Source organism: Streptomyces sp. NBC_01224 (assembly GCF_036002945.1).
In the GTDB taxonomy this organism is placed as follows: Bacteria; Actinomycetota; Actinomycetes; order Streptomycetales; family Streptomycetaceae; genus Streptomyces.
Window position 1 is genome coordinate 741,186 of record NZ_CP108529.1, and the last position, 14,751, is coordinate 755,936.

The window sequence follows — 14,751 nt, forward strand, 5'->3', positions numbered from 1 at the left end:
CGATCTACCGGGGGTCTGGCGGATCAGTGACCGGATACCGGTGATGAAGGACGCTCAGGTGGTGCAGGAGGGGGCGGCCGAGGAGGTGTTCGACGCGCCGCGGCATCCGCACACGAAGGCGCTGCTCGCGGCCGTCGTCACGATCGGTACGGATGCCGCCCCGCCCGGGGGAGCTGCTGGAGACGGGCGGGCCGGGCCCTACGCGTCCCGGTAGGCCTCCAGCAGGCGCAGCCAGACCTCGCTGATCGTCGGATACGCGGGCACCGCGTGCCACAGCCGGTCGATGGGGACCTCGCCCGCGACCGCGATCGTCGCCGAGTGCAGCAGTTCGCCGATGCCCGGCCCGACGAACGTGACACCGAGCAGGATCTCCCGGTCGAGGTCGACAATCATGCGGGCGCGGCCTCGGTAGCCGTCCGCGTACAGGCCGGAGCCCGCCACCGCGGCGAGGTCGTGGTCGACGGCGCGTACGCGGTGGCCGGCCTCCTCGGCCTCGGCGAGGGTGAGGCCGACCGATGCGGCCTCGGGGTCGGTGAAGACGACCTGGGGGACGGCCGCGTGGTCGGCGGTGGCTGCGTGGGCACCCCAGCGGTCGGTCTCCAGCAGCGGCACACCTGCGGCGCGGGCGGCGATCGCGGCGCCCGCGATGCGTGCCTGGTACTTGCCCTGGTGCGTGAGGAGCGCCCGGTGGTTGACGTCGCCGACCGCATAGAGCCAGGTGGTGCCGTCGACGCGGCAGCTGTCGTCGACGGTGAGCCAGGAGCCGGGCTTCAGTCCCACCGTTTCCAGGCCGAGGTCATCGGTGCGCGGGGCGCGGCCGGTGGCGAAAAGGATCTCGTCGGCCTCGACGCGCTCTCCGTTGTTCAGATCCACGGTGACCGGGCCGTCCGGGACCGCGCGCCGTACGGAAGTCGCCGAGACTCCGGTACGGATGTCGGCGCCCGCCTCCGTCAGTGCCCGGGCGACCAGCTCGCCCGCGAAAGGTTCCATCTTCGGCAGGAGTCCCTTGCCGCGGATCAGCATCGTCACCCGGGCGCCGAGGGCCTGCCAGACGGTGGCCATCTCCGTACCGACCACGCCTCCACCGACGATCACGAGGCGGCCGGGTACCTTTTTGGCGCTCGTCGCCTCCCGGCTGGTCCAGGGGCGGGCCCCGTCGATGCCGGGCAGGGCGGGGACGACGGCGCGGCTGCCGGTGCAGACGGCGACGGCCTGCCGGGCGGTGAGCCGGTGTTCCGTGCCGTCGGGGGCGGTGACGGAGACCGTTTTCTTACCGGTGAGCCGACCCTGGCCACGGTAGATGTCCGCTCCGACGCCCTCCAGCCAGGCGGCCTGTCCGTCGTCCTTCCAGTGCGAGGCGTATTCGTCACGGTGGGCGAGGACCGCTGCCGTGTCCAGCGGTCCCTGCACGGCGTCGCTGAGGCCGGGGACTCGGCGGGCATCGGCACGGGCGACGACCGGGCGCAGCAGGGCCTTGCTGGGCATGCAGGCCCAGTACGAGCATTCGCCGCCGATGAGTTCCGCCTCGACGACCGCCGTGCTCAGCCCGGCGGCACGGGCCCGGTCGGCGACGTTCTCACCCACCGGACCTGCTCCGATCACCACGACGTCGTACTCGGTGTTCAGGGAAGCATCTGTCATGGGGACAGTCTGGTCGTGGGTGTGCGCGGCGGCCACATGGGCAGGCGGAATAGCGCAAGTACAGGCACGGTTGTGTCGGACAGGTCCGAACGGGCACAGGAAGAGGTAGCAGAGCATGAGCACCGTTGAGCTCACCAAGGAAAACTTCGATCAGGTCGTCAGTGACAACGACTTCGTCCTGATCGACTTCTGGGCTTCCTGGTGCGGCCCGTGCCGGCAGTTCGCGCCGGTCTACAACGCGGCGTCCGAGCGCCACGGCGACCTGGTCTTCGCCAAGGTCGACACGGAGGCGCAGCAGGAGCTGGCAGCGGCCTTCGAGATCCGTTCCATTCCCACGCTGATGATCGTCCGGGACAATGTGGCGGTGTTCGCCCAGCCCGGGGCGCTGCCGGAGGCGGCGCTGGAGGACATCATCGGGCAGGCCAGGAAGCTGGACATGGACGAGGTCCGCAAGTCCATCGAGGATCAGCAGAAGGAACAGAAGTAGGCTCCGCGCGCACATGAGCAGGCAGAGAGACCCGACCACACCGGTCGGGTCTCTCTCCGTGGCGTTCCGCGGCCTTCCACAGCCGGAAACGGGCGGCCCGGCCTCAGCTGTCGGCCTTGTCCTCGGCGTTCTTCTCCTTGATCCGGACCGAGAGGCCGTAGTCCAGCTCGGCCCCGTCGACCAGCAGGGCCTCTACCGTGCGCGTCGCCGGGTCGATGTCCGCCACGATGCCTTCGCCCGAATACCGGGGGTAGCCCGATGCCCCCGTCTCACCGGTCGCCGCCACGACCGCCGAACGGATGGCGCCGCCGGGCTCGGCGGCGTCAGTGGTGTCCTCGGCGAATCCGGGGACCAGCAGGATCTCGTAACTCTGCGGATGACTCATGGTCATGACGCTAGGCAAGCAGCGCGCGGTGCGCACGTTGCCGCGCTGCTGCACCGTGCGGAGTCGGCGGCTCAGCTGGACTCGCGGTGGACCGTCCGAGCCCGCAGCAGGTCGTGGCGCTCGGGGGCACCGCCGGGGTGCTGCACCAGCCGGTCGACGAGGTCCGCCAGCGGCTGTGGCGTGGCCAGCTCCATCCGCACGCTGCTGAGCCGGGGCCGCAGCAGTCTGCCGAGCATCAGGTCGTCGGCGCCGACCACGGCCGTCTCGCGGGGTACCTCGATGCCCGCGTCCTGAAGGGCCCGCATCAGGAGCATCGCGTATTCGTCGTTGTATGCGAACACTGCATCGAGGCCCATGGTGCGCCAGCGGGCGGCCAGCCGGGCGGCCGATTCCTCCTCGTACCGCAACGGCAGCGGTTCGATACGGGCTCCGTGGCTCAGTGCGGCCTGCCGGGCTCCGGCCAGCCGGGGTTCGGCGAACAGGCCGAGGCCGCTTTCCTCGGGCATGACCACGCCGATGCGGCGCCGGCCGCGCTCCAGCAGATGTCCGGTCGCACAGCTGCCGACCTCCCGCTGGTCCATGACCAGCGCATGGGCACCAGCCACCGGACGGGGCCCGAGGGTGATCACGGCCTTGGCTCCGGATCGCCTGAGTACGGATATGCCCTGCGGGGTGAGGGCGATCGTGCCGGGTGCGATGACGGCGACGGGACGGAGTTCGGCCCAGGCGCGTGGCGCGTCCTCGGCATCCAGGCCGGTGCTGCCGTACTGGACCACGGTGTAGTCGAGGCGGCGCAGCCCGGATTCCAGTTGGTGGAAGAAGCGGTGGTGGAGCGGGCCGGCCGGGAAGTTCATGGTGGGGAGCAGCACCATGCGGGTGTGTCCGGCACGCAGGCTGCGGGCCGCCGCGTGCGGTACGTAGCCGAGTTCGGTGGCCGCTTCCCTGACCCGGCGGCGGGTGGGTTCGCTGATCCGCACGGACACGTTGTTGTTCAGTACGTACGACACGGTGGCCCGGGAGACGCCGGCGAGCCGTGCTACATCGGCACTGGTCGGGACGGGGCCTTCGGTGGGCTGGTTCGGTAACTGGCTCATGGCGTCGGGCAGTCTTCCAGACCTGTGCGGCGTGGGTACGCTCCGGGGCATGGATGACTCCTCGATGGTGGGACTGATCGGCCGGGTGACCGGGACGGTGGGGCCGGGACTGGTGGGCGAGGTGATCGTACGGATCCGGGGCGGCGCCGAGCACTTCCTCGCGCATCCGGCCTCCGCGAAGGAACGCATCGAGCCCGGCACGGTGGTGACGGTGATCGAGTATCTGCCGCCGCGGACGGTGTATGTGGCTCGCGCATACGGTAGTTGAGGCCCCGGCGGGAGGGTCTTCACACCTTTCGTCGTCAAGAATTCGGCAAGGTTGCGCACGCGTCTTCTCCACCGCCGCGAGCAGGAGAAGACTCCCCCTGTTCAGCGGTGCCGACGGGGCACTGCGATAAGGGGGCGCATGCCGATGGTCATCGGCGTCACGGCGGGTCTCGTACTCGCCGCCATCATTGTGTTGATCGGCCTGTTCAAGCTGATGTGGCGAGTGGCCGAGCCGAACGAAGCCCTCGTCATCTCCGGTTCCAAGCACAAGACCGAGGGTCTCGGGCAGGGCATGGGATTTAGGATCGTCACTGGTCATGGCACGCTCGTCCTGCCCGGGGTCCAGGCGGTGCGGAAGATGTCCCTGGATCTCAACGAGACCGAGCTGTCGGTCGATTGCGTCACGCATCAGGGGATTCCGCTGCGGGTGCGGGGCGTCGTCATCTTCAAGGTGGGCGACGACTTCGTGTCGATCGCCAATGCGGCCCGCCGCTTCCTCGACCAGCAGAAAATGATGTCGGAGCGGGTGCACAACGTGTTCGCCGGTCATCTGCGTTCCATTGTGGGCGGGTTGACGGTCGAGGACATGATCCGGGACCGGGAGAAGCTCACCGGGCAGACCCGGGCGGCGTGCGGGACCGAGATGGAGAAGCTCGGGCTGATCGTCGACTCGCTCCAGATCCATGAGATCGAGGACCCGACGGGCTACATCAAGAACCTGGCGATGCCGCATGCGGCGGCGGTGCAGCGGGATGCCCGGATAGCGCAGGCCGAGGCCAACCGGCGGGCCACCGAGGCGGAGCAGCAGGCCGCCGCCCGGATGTCGGAGGCGACCCGCGACAGCGAGATCCTGCAGGCCGGGTATCAGGCCGAGCGCGACAAGGCCGCGGCCAGCTCCCGGCAGGCGGGTCCGCTGGCCGACGCGGCGGCGCGGCAGGAGGTCGTGGTTCAGGAGACCAGGGTCGCCGAACTGGAGGCCCAGCGGCGCGAGCAGCAGCTGCAGGCCGATGTGCGCAAGCCCGCGGACGCCCAGGCGTACGAGAAGCGCACCCTGGCCGAGGGCGAGCGCGACGCCCGGATCTCGGCGGCCGAGGCGAAGGCGCGGGAGACGGAGCTCGCCGCGGTCGCGGAGGCCAACCGGGTCAAGACGGCGGCGCTCGCGGAGGCCGAGGCGACGAAGGCGCGCGGCGCCGCCGCCGCGACGGCGACCAGGGCGACGGGTGAGGCGGAGGCCGCCGCGGCCCAGGCCAAGGGGCTGGCACTGGCCGAGGCGACCCGTGCCAAGGGCCTCGCAGAGGCGGAGGCGATCAAGGCCAGGGCCGCGGCCCTGGCGGAGAACCAGGAGGCGGTGGTCGCCCAGCAGCTGGCCGAGAAGTGGCCGGAGATCGTCGAGGCGGGCGCGGGCGCCTTCAGCAGTGTGGACCACATGGTGCTGCTGAACGGGGCCGACGGCATGTCGGACATGTTCGCGAAGGCGCTGACGATGGGCGGCACGGGCCTCGGACTGGCCCGGCAGCTGCTGTCCACGATGAGTCAGGACAGCCCGGCAGAACCGGCGTCCAAGGTCGACGGAGTCACGCCGGCCGCTACGCCCTCGCCGCGTAAGCAGCACATTGCGGTGACGGGTGATCAGGAGGACGGCACGCCTTCCTGACCGGTCCCGTCGGCTGTGGCCGGTGCACGCCCCTCAGCCCGGGGCAAGCACCGGCCGCAGCTCCGGTCCTCGAAGTCGAGGGTGCGGCCTGCTGCCCGTTCACCGGCCCCGCTCCGTGGAACGGGCCGTGCAGGTCCTACGGTGTGGGGATGACCATCCAGCACCGTGACGACAGCACCGACGGTCCGGCCGCCTTCCCCGGCCGCACCGGCGCGACCGCCACATCCGAGGCCGACCCGCGCGACGTGGGCCCGGTCCGCACCTCGTACGCCCCCGACCGGGACGGCGACCCCGACCCCGGCGAGATCGTCTGGACGTGGGTGCCGTTCGAGGAGAACGACGGGCGCGGCAAGGACCGTCCGGTTCTGGTGGTGGCCCGTGAGGCGGCGGGCACGCTGCTCGCCGTGCAGCTCTCCAGCAAGCAGCACGACCGGGACCGCGAGTGGGTGGCGCTCGGGGCCGGACCGTGGGACAGCTCGGGCCGCCCGTCCTGGGTCGATCTGGACCGGGTGCTGCGGGTGCACGAGGACGGGATGCGGCGTGAGGCGTGCGCTCTGGACCGGGACCGGTTCGATTCTGTCGTCGGCCGGATGCGGGAACGCTACGACTGGAACTGACCGCCGAACGTCCGGGCGAAGGCGGACCTGGTGGCGGATTCGGGGCTGCGGTCGAGGATGCCGAAGACGATCTGCTCGAAGTGCCCGGCGAACCTGCCGTCGTCCAGCAGCAGCGCCCGGAACGCACCGGCCACCTCTGCCGGATCATTGCGGAACACACCACAGCCCCAGGCGCCCAGCACCAGCCTGCGGTACCCGCCCACCGCCGCGACCTCCAGCACCCGCTCGGCCCGGGACGCGAGCGCGGCGGGGATGCGGTGCGCGTCCTCGGGGGCGCGGCTGCGGATGACTCCGGCGTTGGGTGCCGGGGAGGTGAGGAAGCCCGCGGCGTACGGAGTGTCGAGCAGCCGCCCCCGGTCGTCGCGGAACACCGGTACACCCGGTGAATGAATCACCCGGTCGGTGTAGAAGGCGCTGCGTTCTGTGCGGTGGTGGGCGTAGTAGTCGGGGGCGCGCAGCAGCGTGGCGTACAGGGCGGAGCCACGGCACAGGGCTTCCTCCTGGGCCTGTGCGCCGTTGAGATAGCCGCCTCCGGGATTGCGGGCGGAGGCGTAGTTCAGGACAGCGATCTCGCCGGGCCCTTCGCCGGCCATCCGCCGCGCCGCCTGCAGGCTGCTCTCGTCGGTGACCTCGACGACCGGCGTGCGGTCAAAGTCGAGTGCCGCGACCGGTACCGGCTCGGGACCGTACAGCCTGGTGCCCGACAATGCGGTGGTCAGCGCAGGCTCGATGCTCACCTCACGCCCTTCCCGCGTGCGGTAGCGGCCGGCCTCGACAATGGCTTCGGTCTCTCGCGCGATGCCGCGCAGCCGTGCGCTCATCGGTACTCCCCCGTGTGGTGCATACGGGGCATGCTCTGCGCTCCAGCGGCATGGATGCAACCGTATTTCCGACGCACAGGGGCACTCTTGTGCGATCTCCCCGTAGGGGTTTGGCTGGTACGGACGAACCGAGCAGAAGGAGGCCCCGGCATGTCATCCGACACACCCGGAGAGCACGGTCCGCCCGGCCAGGACCCGCCCCTCGGCGAGGGCGAGGCGGAGGATTTACTGCGCTGCATCTGCTTCAAGACCGGACCGCCCCGAACGGTCGGCGTTGAACTCGAATGGCTCATTCACCACCGGGATCAGCCCCGCGTCCCTGTCCCCCACCACCGTCTCGACGCGGCCGCCGACATCCTCCGGGCCCTGCCCCTGAGTGCGGCGCTCACCTTCGAACCCGGCGGCCAGCTGGAGCTCAGCTCGCGCCCCGCCGGCTCCCTGATGGCGTGCATCGATGCCACCGCCGCCGATCTCAACGCGGTACGTGACGCCCTGGACCGGGTGGATCTCGCACCGGTGGGTCTCGGCGTCGATCCGTGGCATCCACCGCGCCGTCTTCTGCACGAGCCCCGCTACGACGCCATGGAGATCTCGTTCGACCGGTCGGGACCGGCCGGCCGCGCCATGATGTGCACCACCGCGTCCGTCCAGGTATGTCTGGACGCAGGAGAGGAGGAACCGGGTCCGCTCGGCTACGGGCGGCGCTGGCAGCTGTCCCATCTGCTGGGCGCGGTGCTGGTAGCGGTGTTCGCCAACTCGCCGTTCCAGTTCGGCCGCCCGACACCGTGGCGGTCCACCCGGCAGTCGCTCTGGGCCGACCTCGATCCATGGCGGTCCCTGGCACCGCCCGGCTGTCTGCCGCCGCGCGACGCGTGGGCCACGCATGTCCTGGACACCCCGGTGATGTGCATCCGGGACGACGAGGAGCCATGGGCAGTGCCGGACGGTCTGACCTTCCGCGACTGGATCCGCACCGGCACGCCGAGACCACCGGTGCGCGCCGACCTCGACTACCACATCAGCACCCTCTTTCCGCCCGTGCGCCCGCGCGGACATCTTGAGCTGCGAATGATCGACGCGCAGCACGGCGCGGACGGGTGGCTGGTGCCGCTCGCCGTCACCACTGCCCTGTTCGACGACCCGGAGGCCGCCGAGACCGTGTACCGCACCGTCAAACCACTGGCCGAGACGGCCGGGCCACGGCCCGCGCCGCGCAATCCGCTCTGGGTGGGCGCCGCCCGCGACGGCCTGACCGATCCCGAACTGCGGTCGGCGGCCATCACCTGCTTCGAACTCGCGCTGGAGGCGCTGCCCCGGATGGGAGCGACCACGGCCGTGCAGGAGGCGGTGGCGGACTTCAACGACCGCTTCGTCGCCCGGGGCCGATGTCCGGCCGACGATCTTCCCGAACTGCTCGCGCCGGGTTCAGCGGGTGATTCGGGCCATCACTTCGAGGGGCCCCGCTCATGACCGACTCCCCCACGCCCGCCACTTCCGGTCCGCACAGCACCGCCGCTCCGGACGAGGCGGACACCGAAGCGCTCCGGCAGCGGGCCCTCGCTGCGCTGCTCACCGCCCGTGAACGCACCACACTTCTCACCGACAGCGTGGACGACCATGAACTGACCGCCCAGCACTCGCCGTTGATGTCCCCCCTGGTATGGGACCTCGCGCACATCGGCAATCAGGAGGAGCTGTGGCTGCTGCGCGGGGTGGCCGGTCGGGAGGCGATGCGCCCGGAGATCGACGGGCTGTACGACGCCTTCGAGCATCCCCGGGCGTCCCGCCCCTCGCTGCCGCTGCTGGCGCCTGCCGAGGCCCGTACCTACGCCGCGGAGGTACGTGGTCGCGCGCTGGACGTACTCGACGGCACGGCACTGCACGGTGACCGCCCGCTGGTGCGGGCCGGGTTCGCCTTCGGCATGATCGCCCAGCATGAACAGCAGCACGACGAAACGATGCTGATCACCCATCAGCTGAGATCGGGACCTGCCGTTCTGACCGCGCCGGTTCCGCCGCCCGCACCCGCCGACGCGGCGGGTCTCCCTGCCGAAGTACTGGTCCCGGGCGGCCCGTTCACCATGGGTACGTCCACCGAGCCGTGGGCTCTCGACAACGAACGCCCGGCCCATGTGCGCGACGTACCGGACTTCTTCATCGACACGACCCCGGTCACCTGCGGCGCGTACCAGGGGTTCGTCGAGGACGGCGGCTACACCGAGCGGCGCTGGTGGGCCCCCGAGGGCTGGGCCATGGTCCGCGAGCACGAACTGACCGCTCCGCTGTTCTGGCACCGGGACGCCGGTCAGTGGCTGCGCCGCCGCTTCGGAGTGACCGAGACGGTCCCCGAGACCGAGCCGGTGCTCCATGTCAGCTGGTACGAGGCGGACGCATACGCCCGCTGGGCAGGGCGCCGGCTGCCCTCGGAAGCGGAATGGGAGAAGGCGGCACGCCACGACCCGGCGACGGGTCGTTCGCTGCGCCACCCGTGGGGCGACGAGGACCCGACTCCCGAGCGGGCCAACCTGGGTCAGCGCCATCTTCGGCCGGCACCTGCGGGGGCGTACGCCGCGGGCAAGTCGCCACTCGGCGTACGGCAGTTGATCGGTGACGTATGGGAGTGGACGTCGAGCGACTTCCTGCCGTATCCCGGCTTCGCGGCGTTCCCGTACCGCGAGTACTCCGAGGTGTTCTTCGGACCGGCACACAAGGTGCTGCGCGGCGGCTCGTTCGCCGTGGACCCGGTGGCGTGCCGGGGGACGTTCCGCAACTGGGACCTGCCGGTGCGGCGCCAGATCTTCTCCGGATTCCGTACCGCGAGGGATCTCTGATGTGCCGTCATATCGCCTATCTGGGACCGTCGGTGTCTCTCGGCGAGGTGCTGGCACGACCGCCCCACAGCCTGGTGCGCCAGTCCTGGGCGCCGAGACACCAGCGGCATGGGACCGTCAACGCAGACGGTTTCGGCGTCGGCTGGTACGCGGACGGCGATCCGGTGCCCGGACGATACCGGCGCCGGGGCCCGGTCTGGGGCGACCAGACGTTCGCCGATCTGGCCAGAGTGGTGCGCAGTGCGGCGCTGCTCGCCGCGGTGCGTGACGCCACGGAGGCGGGCGCCGACGGCGAGGCGGCGGCCGCGCCGTTCGCCGCCGGACGGCTGCTGTTCAGCCACAACGGCGCGGTGAAGGGCTGGCCTCGGTCCCTGGCGTCACTCGCCGCCGCGCTGCCCCCGGCCGAACTGCTGACCCTCACCGCCCGCTGCGACTCGGCCCTGATCTGGGCCCTCGTACGACACCGCCTCGCCGACGGCGACGAACTGCCGCAGGCCGTCGCCGACACCGTGCTCGACGTGGCAGCCGCGGCGCCAAAATCGCGGCTGAATCTGCTGCTCACCGATGGCACCACAATCGTGGCGACGGCCTGGGGAGACACCCTGTGGTATCTCGCCGAGCCCGGCCTGCGCACGGTCGTGGCCTCGGAGCCGTACGACGACGATCCGCACTGGCGCACGGTCCCCGACCGGACGTTGCTGACGGCGACCCGCGCCGAAGTTCTGCTGACCCCGCTCAAGGAGCCCACTGAGTGAGTCCCTTTCTGCTGACCCGCACCCTGCCGGCGGACGCGACGGACGCGGCGCTGCGCGCCGATGTGCTGCACGGCCTGACCCGGCACCCGAAGACACTGCCGCCCAAGTGGTTCTACGACGCGCACGGCAGTGAACTGTTCGAGGAGATCACCCGGCTTCCCGAGTACTACCCGACCCGCGCCGAGCGCGAGATCCTGATCGACCGCGCCGAGGAGATCGCCGCGGCGTCCGGGGCGCAGACCCTGATCGAGCTGGGATCGGGGTCGTCGGAGAAGACCCGGCACCTGCTGGACGCGCTGCCCGCGCTGCACAGTTATGTGCCGGTCGATGTGAGCGAGAGCGCGCTGCACGGCGCCGCCGAGGCCCTGCTCGCGCAGCGGCCCGACCTCTGCGTGCACGCCCTGATCGCCGACTTCACGGGCGGTCTGGCGCTGCCCGGCACCCCGGGGCCGCGGCTGATCGCGTTCCTGGGCGGGACGATCGGCAATCTGCTGCCCGACGAGCGGTCGGTGTTCCTGAAGTCGGTCCGGTCGCTGCTCTCCCCCGGCGACGCGCTGCTGCTCGGCACGGATCTGGTGAAGGACGAGAAGGCGCTGGTCGCCGCTTACGACGATGCGGCCGGGGTGACGGCAGAGTTCAACAAGAACGTCCTCAGGGTCGTGAACCGGGAGCTGGGCGCGGACTTCGACCCGGCCGACTTCGATCACGTGGCGCTCTGGGACCCGGAGCGGGAGTGGATCGAGATGCGACTGCGGGCCCGCGAGGCACTCACGGTGAAGGTCCCGGATCTGGATCTGGTGGTGGCCTTCGAGGCCGGCGAGGAGGTGCGTACGGAGGTGTCGGCCAAATTCCGCAAGGAGGGCATCCGGGCCGAACTCGCCGCGGCCGGTCTGAGCATGGATCAGTGGTGGACGGACTCCGGGGACCGGTTCGCGCTGTCGTTGGCGACGGCGGTCTGAGCAAGACGGGCCAGGGTGCGGCGGTCGGGGCAGTCGCCCGCCGGAATCTGCGGCAGGACGCGGATCTCCGCGATCAGCCCGGCCGCCGTCACCACCCGCCACAGTGAGGCGATGAGTGGATCGTCGCCGACGAACGCCGCCGCACCGGCCGGGGCCGTGTGCTCCGCCGGAGCGGCGCGCTCGTGGCCGGGCGACCGGCCGCCCTCACCGGCCGCACGTGCAGCGACGGCGGGCCCCGTCCGGCCGGCGGCGACAGTGCTGCGCGGTGGAGCGGTGCGGTAGGTGATGCGTACCGGTTGGATGGTGGCGTTCGCGTCGATCGCGGCCTGGAACACGGCAGGCCCGAACCGCCCGCCGCCGCGCCCGCACCAGGTGGTGCCCTCCGGGAAGGCGACCACCCGTGAACCGCCGCGCAGTGCCGCCGCGATGTCGCGCACGGTCGTGGGCAGTGCGCGAAACCGTTCACGTTCGACGAAGAGCGTGCCGCCGACGACGGCGAGCCGGCCGAGAAGCGGCCAGTTCCGTATCTCGCTCTTGGCCAGCATCCGGCCGGGGAACACGGCCGCGACGAGCGGGATGTCCAGCCATGAGATGTGGTTCGCGACGACGAGCGTGCCCGGTGCGCCTGCCCCGGGTGTGCCGATGACCCGCACACGTATCCCGAAGGCCCGCACGACCCCGTACGCCCAGAGCCGGATCAACCGCTCCCGCCGTACCGAGCCGAGCAGCAGCACGAACGGGGCACCCAGCACCCCGGCCAGAATGAACGCGCACCCGGCGAGCAGCAGGACCACGGCCGCCGCGCGGCCCCGCGTGCGTCCGTCGTGACCTGCGCAGGTGAGCGGGGTGCAGGGTGAGGTGGGCAGCCACGGGTTCATCGCAGTGGGGCGAGTGCGAGGAAGTGGCGCAGATAGCGCGGGTCGGTGCGGCGCAGCGACAGCAGTACGTACAGGTCGGCGACGTTGAAGTCGGGGTCGTACGCGGGCGCCCCGCAGACCCAGGCACCCAGTCGCAGATAGCCGCGGAGAAGGGGAGGGAGCGTGGTGAGTCCGGTGGGCGCGTCTCCCCTTCCTGCGGATCCGGCGGTGGGCTGCCAGAGGCGGTGGGGGGTGACCCAGTGATCCTCGGGTGCCAGGTGCTTGGTCCGTACGGTTTCCCAGGCCCCGGCCGCCGCGATGCCACCGTCGGCGAGGGGTATCGAGCAGCAGCCGGCCAGCCAGTTGTGCCCGGTGCGTTCCATGTAGCGGGCGAGTCCGGCCCAGATCAGCGCGATGACGGCGCCGTCCCGGTGGGCCGGGTGGACGCAGGACCGGCCGACCTCGACCAGGTCTTCGCGGATCGGTCCGAGCCGCCCGAGGTCGAACTCGCTCTCCGCGTAGAGGCGCCCGGCGATCCGTGCCCGGTCGGGCGGCAGCAGGCGGTAGGTGGCGACGACGTCGCCGGTGGTCTCCTCCCGTACCAGCAGATGGTCGCAGTAGGCATCGAACGCGTCGCTGTCCAGACCGGGTTCGGCTCCGTCCAGCCTGGCGCCGAGCTCTCCGGCGAAAACCTGATGGCGCAGGCGCTGGGCGGCACGTACGTCTTCCTGGTCGACGGCGAGGGACACCCGGTAGCGCGACGGGGCGGAAGGGACGGGCTGAGCGGGAACAACGGGGGCGGCGGGGAGAGAGGTGACGGGCAGCGCGTTCATGACGGTCTCCGGGGACGGATCGGCAAGGGCGGCCGCCGGGCCTACGCACTGCTGCGAAGCCCGGCCCCTTACTTCTTCCGTGACCGGCTGGATTCGACATGACCGCATGGAGGAGCCGGGATGTGCGAAGGCTGAATCCCGGGTGTGTCCGAGCGGATCAATACTGGGTGTGTCAGCCGCCCGCGAGCTGGTCGGTGATCTTCTGCGAGGCCGCCTTCGCCTCTTCCTGCGGGTCGCCGCCCTGGAGGACAGCCGTCATGTACGGCTTGATCGGGTTGACGGCCTCGACATTCGCCCACTGCGGCGAGTTGGGCGTCGCACGCCCCTTCGTGGCGCCCCGGGCCATCGCCGCGGTACCTTCCTGCCCCAGGATGGCACGCGCGAGACCGGGCTTGTTGGGCACGTAGCTCATGGTCCTGGCGAGTTCCTCCTGCCACTTCCGGCCCGCAAGCGCCTTGATCACATCAATACCCGCGGTGCCCTGACTCGCCTTCTGCGGAACGATCAGATCGGACCCGCCGGTGAACACGGAGCCGGGGGCCTTCGCGGACTTGCCCGGGATCGGGAAGTAGCCCAGCTTTCCCTTGAGTTCGGGGTTCAGCTGCTCGATCTGCGCGGCGGTGCCGGGCACCGAAATGATCTGCGCGACGTCGCCCTTGGCGAAGACCTTGGCCTGCGGGGGCCTTTCCTCGTCCGCGTCCTTGGGGCCGTCACCGAGCGCCTGGAGTTCCTTGTAGAAGCTCATGCCCCTGATTGCGCCGGGGCTGTCCAGGGCACCTTCCCAGTCGCCGCCCCCCTCCTCGGCCAGTTCGCCGCCCTCGTCCCAGATGAATCCGGCGAAGACATACCAGTTCTGGCCGGCGAGGTAGATGCCCTGATTGCCGTTCCGGTTCAGCTGTGCGCTGTCCGCGATCCATTCGTCCCGGGTCTTCGGCGGGGTCTTGATACCGGCCTGCTCGAAGAGGTCCTTGTTGTAGATCACCACTCGATTGGCTGCGTACCAGGGGATGCCGTACTGGACGCCGTCGATGCTGCCCGGGTCGGCGAGACCGGGCAGCCAGTCCTCGCTGCCGAGGTCACGCGCGGACTCCAGGGTGAGGTCGCGCAGCCCGCCGCTCTCCGCGTACTGGGGGACCTGGGTGTTTCCGACCTCGATGACGTCCGGGGTGTCCTTGCCGTTGAGCGCATTGGTGACCTTCGGGCCGATGCCGCTCCAGCTCTGGATCTTGAACTCGAGCTCGACGGAGGGGTGTTCGTCCTCGTACGCCTTCGTGAAGCGCTTCAGGAAGTCGGCCGAGACGCTGTCCTTCATCAGCCAGATCGTGACCTTTTTGCTGCTGGACGCCTCCGAGCCCGGGACGAAGCCGCATCCGCCCAGCGCAAAGGTGGAAACGAGCGCAACGGCTCCGACGAGTATGCGGTTCTTCACCAGGTTCACCTTCTGCGAAACGGCACGACGAAATCCAGAACCCGGTGTGGGGGAATGCGGGCGGCGCTCGCACGGGCGTGGCTGGATTTTGGTATGGACCATTGCTCTGGTCAAGTCCCGT

At 70.6% G+C, this 14,751-nt stretch carries 16 protein-coding genes; 9 read left to right on the forward strand and 7 right to left on the reverse strand.

Translation table 11 applies throughout. The annotated features are described in order from the left end of the window. Nucleotides 1–43: 43 nt before the first annotated feature. A complete protein-coding gene (locus tag OG609_RS03255; RefSeq protein WP_327271350.1) occupies nt 44–214 on the forward strand; it encodes a hypothetical protein in 171 nt (56 codons plus the stop codon). On the opposite strand, the gene OG609_RS03260 is transcribed toward OG609_RS03255, so the two are convergent. Next, nucleotides 199–1,641 carry a dihydrolipoyl dehydrogenase family protein gene (locus OG609_RS03260; RefSeq protein ID WP_327271351.1) on the reverse strand — a complete coding sequence of 481 codons (1,443 nt, stop codon included), beginning with the start codon at nt 1,639–1,641 and terminating at the stop codon, nt 199–201. The two genes, OG609_RS03255 and OG609_RS03260, sit on opposite strands and share 16 nt — an antisense overlap. A 115-nt stretch (nt 1,642–1,756) precedes the next feature. On the opposite strand from OG609_RS03260, the gene trxA reads away from it, so the two are divergent. Beyond that, nucleotides 1,757–2,128 (forward strand): thioredoxin, encoded by a 372-nt coding sequence (gene trxA, locus OG609_RS03265; protein ID WP_327271352.1) that lies wholly within the window; start codon nt 1,757–1,759, stop codon nt 2,126–2,128. Nucleotides 2,129–2,231: 103 nt separating this feature from the next. On the opposite strand, the gene OG609_RS03270 is transcribed toward trxA, so the two are convergent. Next, a complete protein-coding gene (locus OG609_RS03270; RefSeq protein WP_327271353.1) occupies nt 2,232–2,513 on the reverse strand; it encodes a hypothetical protein in 282 nt (93 codons plus the stop codon). A 71-nt stretch (nt 2,514–2,584) separates the two neighbouring features. Further along, a complete protein-coding gene (locus tag OG609_RS03275; RefSeq protein ID WP_327271354.1) occupies nt 2,585–3,607 on the reverse strand; it encodes a LacI family DNA-binding transcriptional regulator in 1,023 nt (340 codons plus the stop codon). Nucleotides 3,608–3,656: 49 nt separating this feature from the next. On the opposite strand from OG609_RS03275, the gene OG609_RS03280 reads away from it, so the two are divergent. The 3 genes from OG609_RS03280 to OG609_RS03290 all read left to right on the forward strand — a co-directional run bounded on the left by OG609_RS03280 (nt 3,657) and on the right by OG609_RS03290 (nt 6,145). After that, nucleotides 3,657–3,875, forward strand: coding sequence for a hypothetical protein (locus tag OG609_RS03280; RefSeq protein WP_093897988.1), 219 nt, complete (start codon nt 3,657–3,659; stop codon nt 3,873–3,875). 138 nt (nt 3,876–4,013) lie between these two features. Beyond that, nucleotides 4,014–5,528, forward strand: a complete 1,515-nt coding sequence (locus tag OG609_RS03285) for a flotillin family protein (protein ID WP_327271355.1) — start codon at nt 4,014–4,016, stop codon at nt 5,526–5,528. Nucleotides 5,529–5,677: 149 nt separating this feature from the next. Beyond that, a complete protein-coding gene (locus OG609_RS03290) occupies nt 5,678–6,145 on the forward strand; it encodes a type II toxin-antitoxin system PemK/MazF family toxin (protein ID WP_327271356.1) in 468 nt (155 codons plus the stop codon). Here the strand turns inward: OG609_RS03290 and OG609_RS03295 are convergent. Further along, on the reverse strand, nt 6,130–6,966 hold the full coding sequence (locus OG609_RS03295; RefSeq protein ID WP_327271357.1) for a TIGR02452 family protein: 837 nt from the start codon (nt 6,964–6,966) through the stop codon (nt 6,130–6,132). The genes OG609_RS03290 and OG609_RS03295 overlap by 16 nt on opposite strands. A 150-nt stretch (nt 6,967–7,116) precedes the next feature. On the opposite strand from OG609_RS03295, the gene egtA reads away from it, so the two are divergent. From egtA to egtD, 4 genes are read left to right on the forward strand one after another with little or no spacing between them, the layout of a single operon-like run. Further along, on the forward strand, nt 7,117–8,436 hold the full coding sequence (gene egtA, locus OG609_RS03300) for an ergothioneine biosynthesis glutamate--cysteine ligase EgtA (RefSeq protein WP_327271358.1): 1,320 nt from the start codon (nt 7,117–7,119) through the stop codon (nt 8,434–8,436). After that, nucleotides 8,433–9,797 carry an ergothioneine biosynthesis protein EgtB gene (egtB, locus tag OG609_RS03305; protein WP_327271359.1) on the forward strand — a complete coding sequence of 455 codons (1,365 nt, stop codon included), beginning with the start codon at nt 8,433–8,435 and terminating at the stop codon, nt 9,795–9,797. The genes egtA and egtB overlap by 4 nt, the downstream gene beginning before the upstream one ends. After that, nucleotides 9,797–10,552 (forward strand): ergothioneine biosynthesis protein EgtC, encoded by a 756-nt coding sequence (gene egtC / locus OG609_RS03310; RefSeq protein WP_327271360.1) that lies wholly within the window; start codon nt 9,797–9,799, stop codon nt 10,550–10,552. The genes egtB and egtC overlap by 1 nt, the downstream gene beginning before the upstream one ends. Beyond that, complete coding sequence (gene egtD, locus OG609_RS03315) at nt 10,549–11,511, forward strand: L-histidine N(alpha)-methyltransferase (protein ID WP_327271361.1); 963 nt, start codon at nt 10,549–10,551, stop codon at nt 11,509–11,511. The genes egtC and egtD overlap by 4 nt, the downstream gene beginning before the upstream one ends. Here egtD and OG609_RS03320 read toward each other — a convergent pair. From OG609_RS03320 to OG609_RS03330, 3 genes are all read right to left on the reverse strand, one after another. Then, nucleotides 11,454–12,389: a lysophospholipid acyltransferase family protein gene (locus tag OG609_RS03320; RefSeq protein ID WP_327271362.1), complete on the reverse strand. Its 936-nt coding sequence runs from the start codon at nt 12,387–12,389 to the stop codon at nt 11,454–11,456. The genes egtD and OG609_RS03320 overlap by 58 nt on opposite strands. Further along, on the reverse strand, nt 12,386–13,201 hold the full coding sequence (locus tag OG609_RS03325) for a GNAT family N-acetyltransferase (RefSeq protein ID WP_327271363.1): 816 nt from the start codon (nt 13,199–13,201) through the stop codon (nt 12,386–12,388). Before OG609_RS03325 ends, OG609_RS03320 begins: the two co-directional genes overlap by 4 nt. A gap of 172 nt (nt 13,202–13,373) precedes the next feature. Beyond that, on the reverse strand, nt 13,374–14,630 hold the full coding sequence (locus tag OG609_RS03330) for an extracellular solute-binding protein (RefSeq protein WP_327271364.1): 1,257 nt from the start codon (nt 14,628–14,630) through the stop codon (nt 13,374–13,376). Nucleotides 14,631–14,751: the final 121 nt, after the last annotated feature.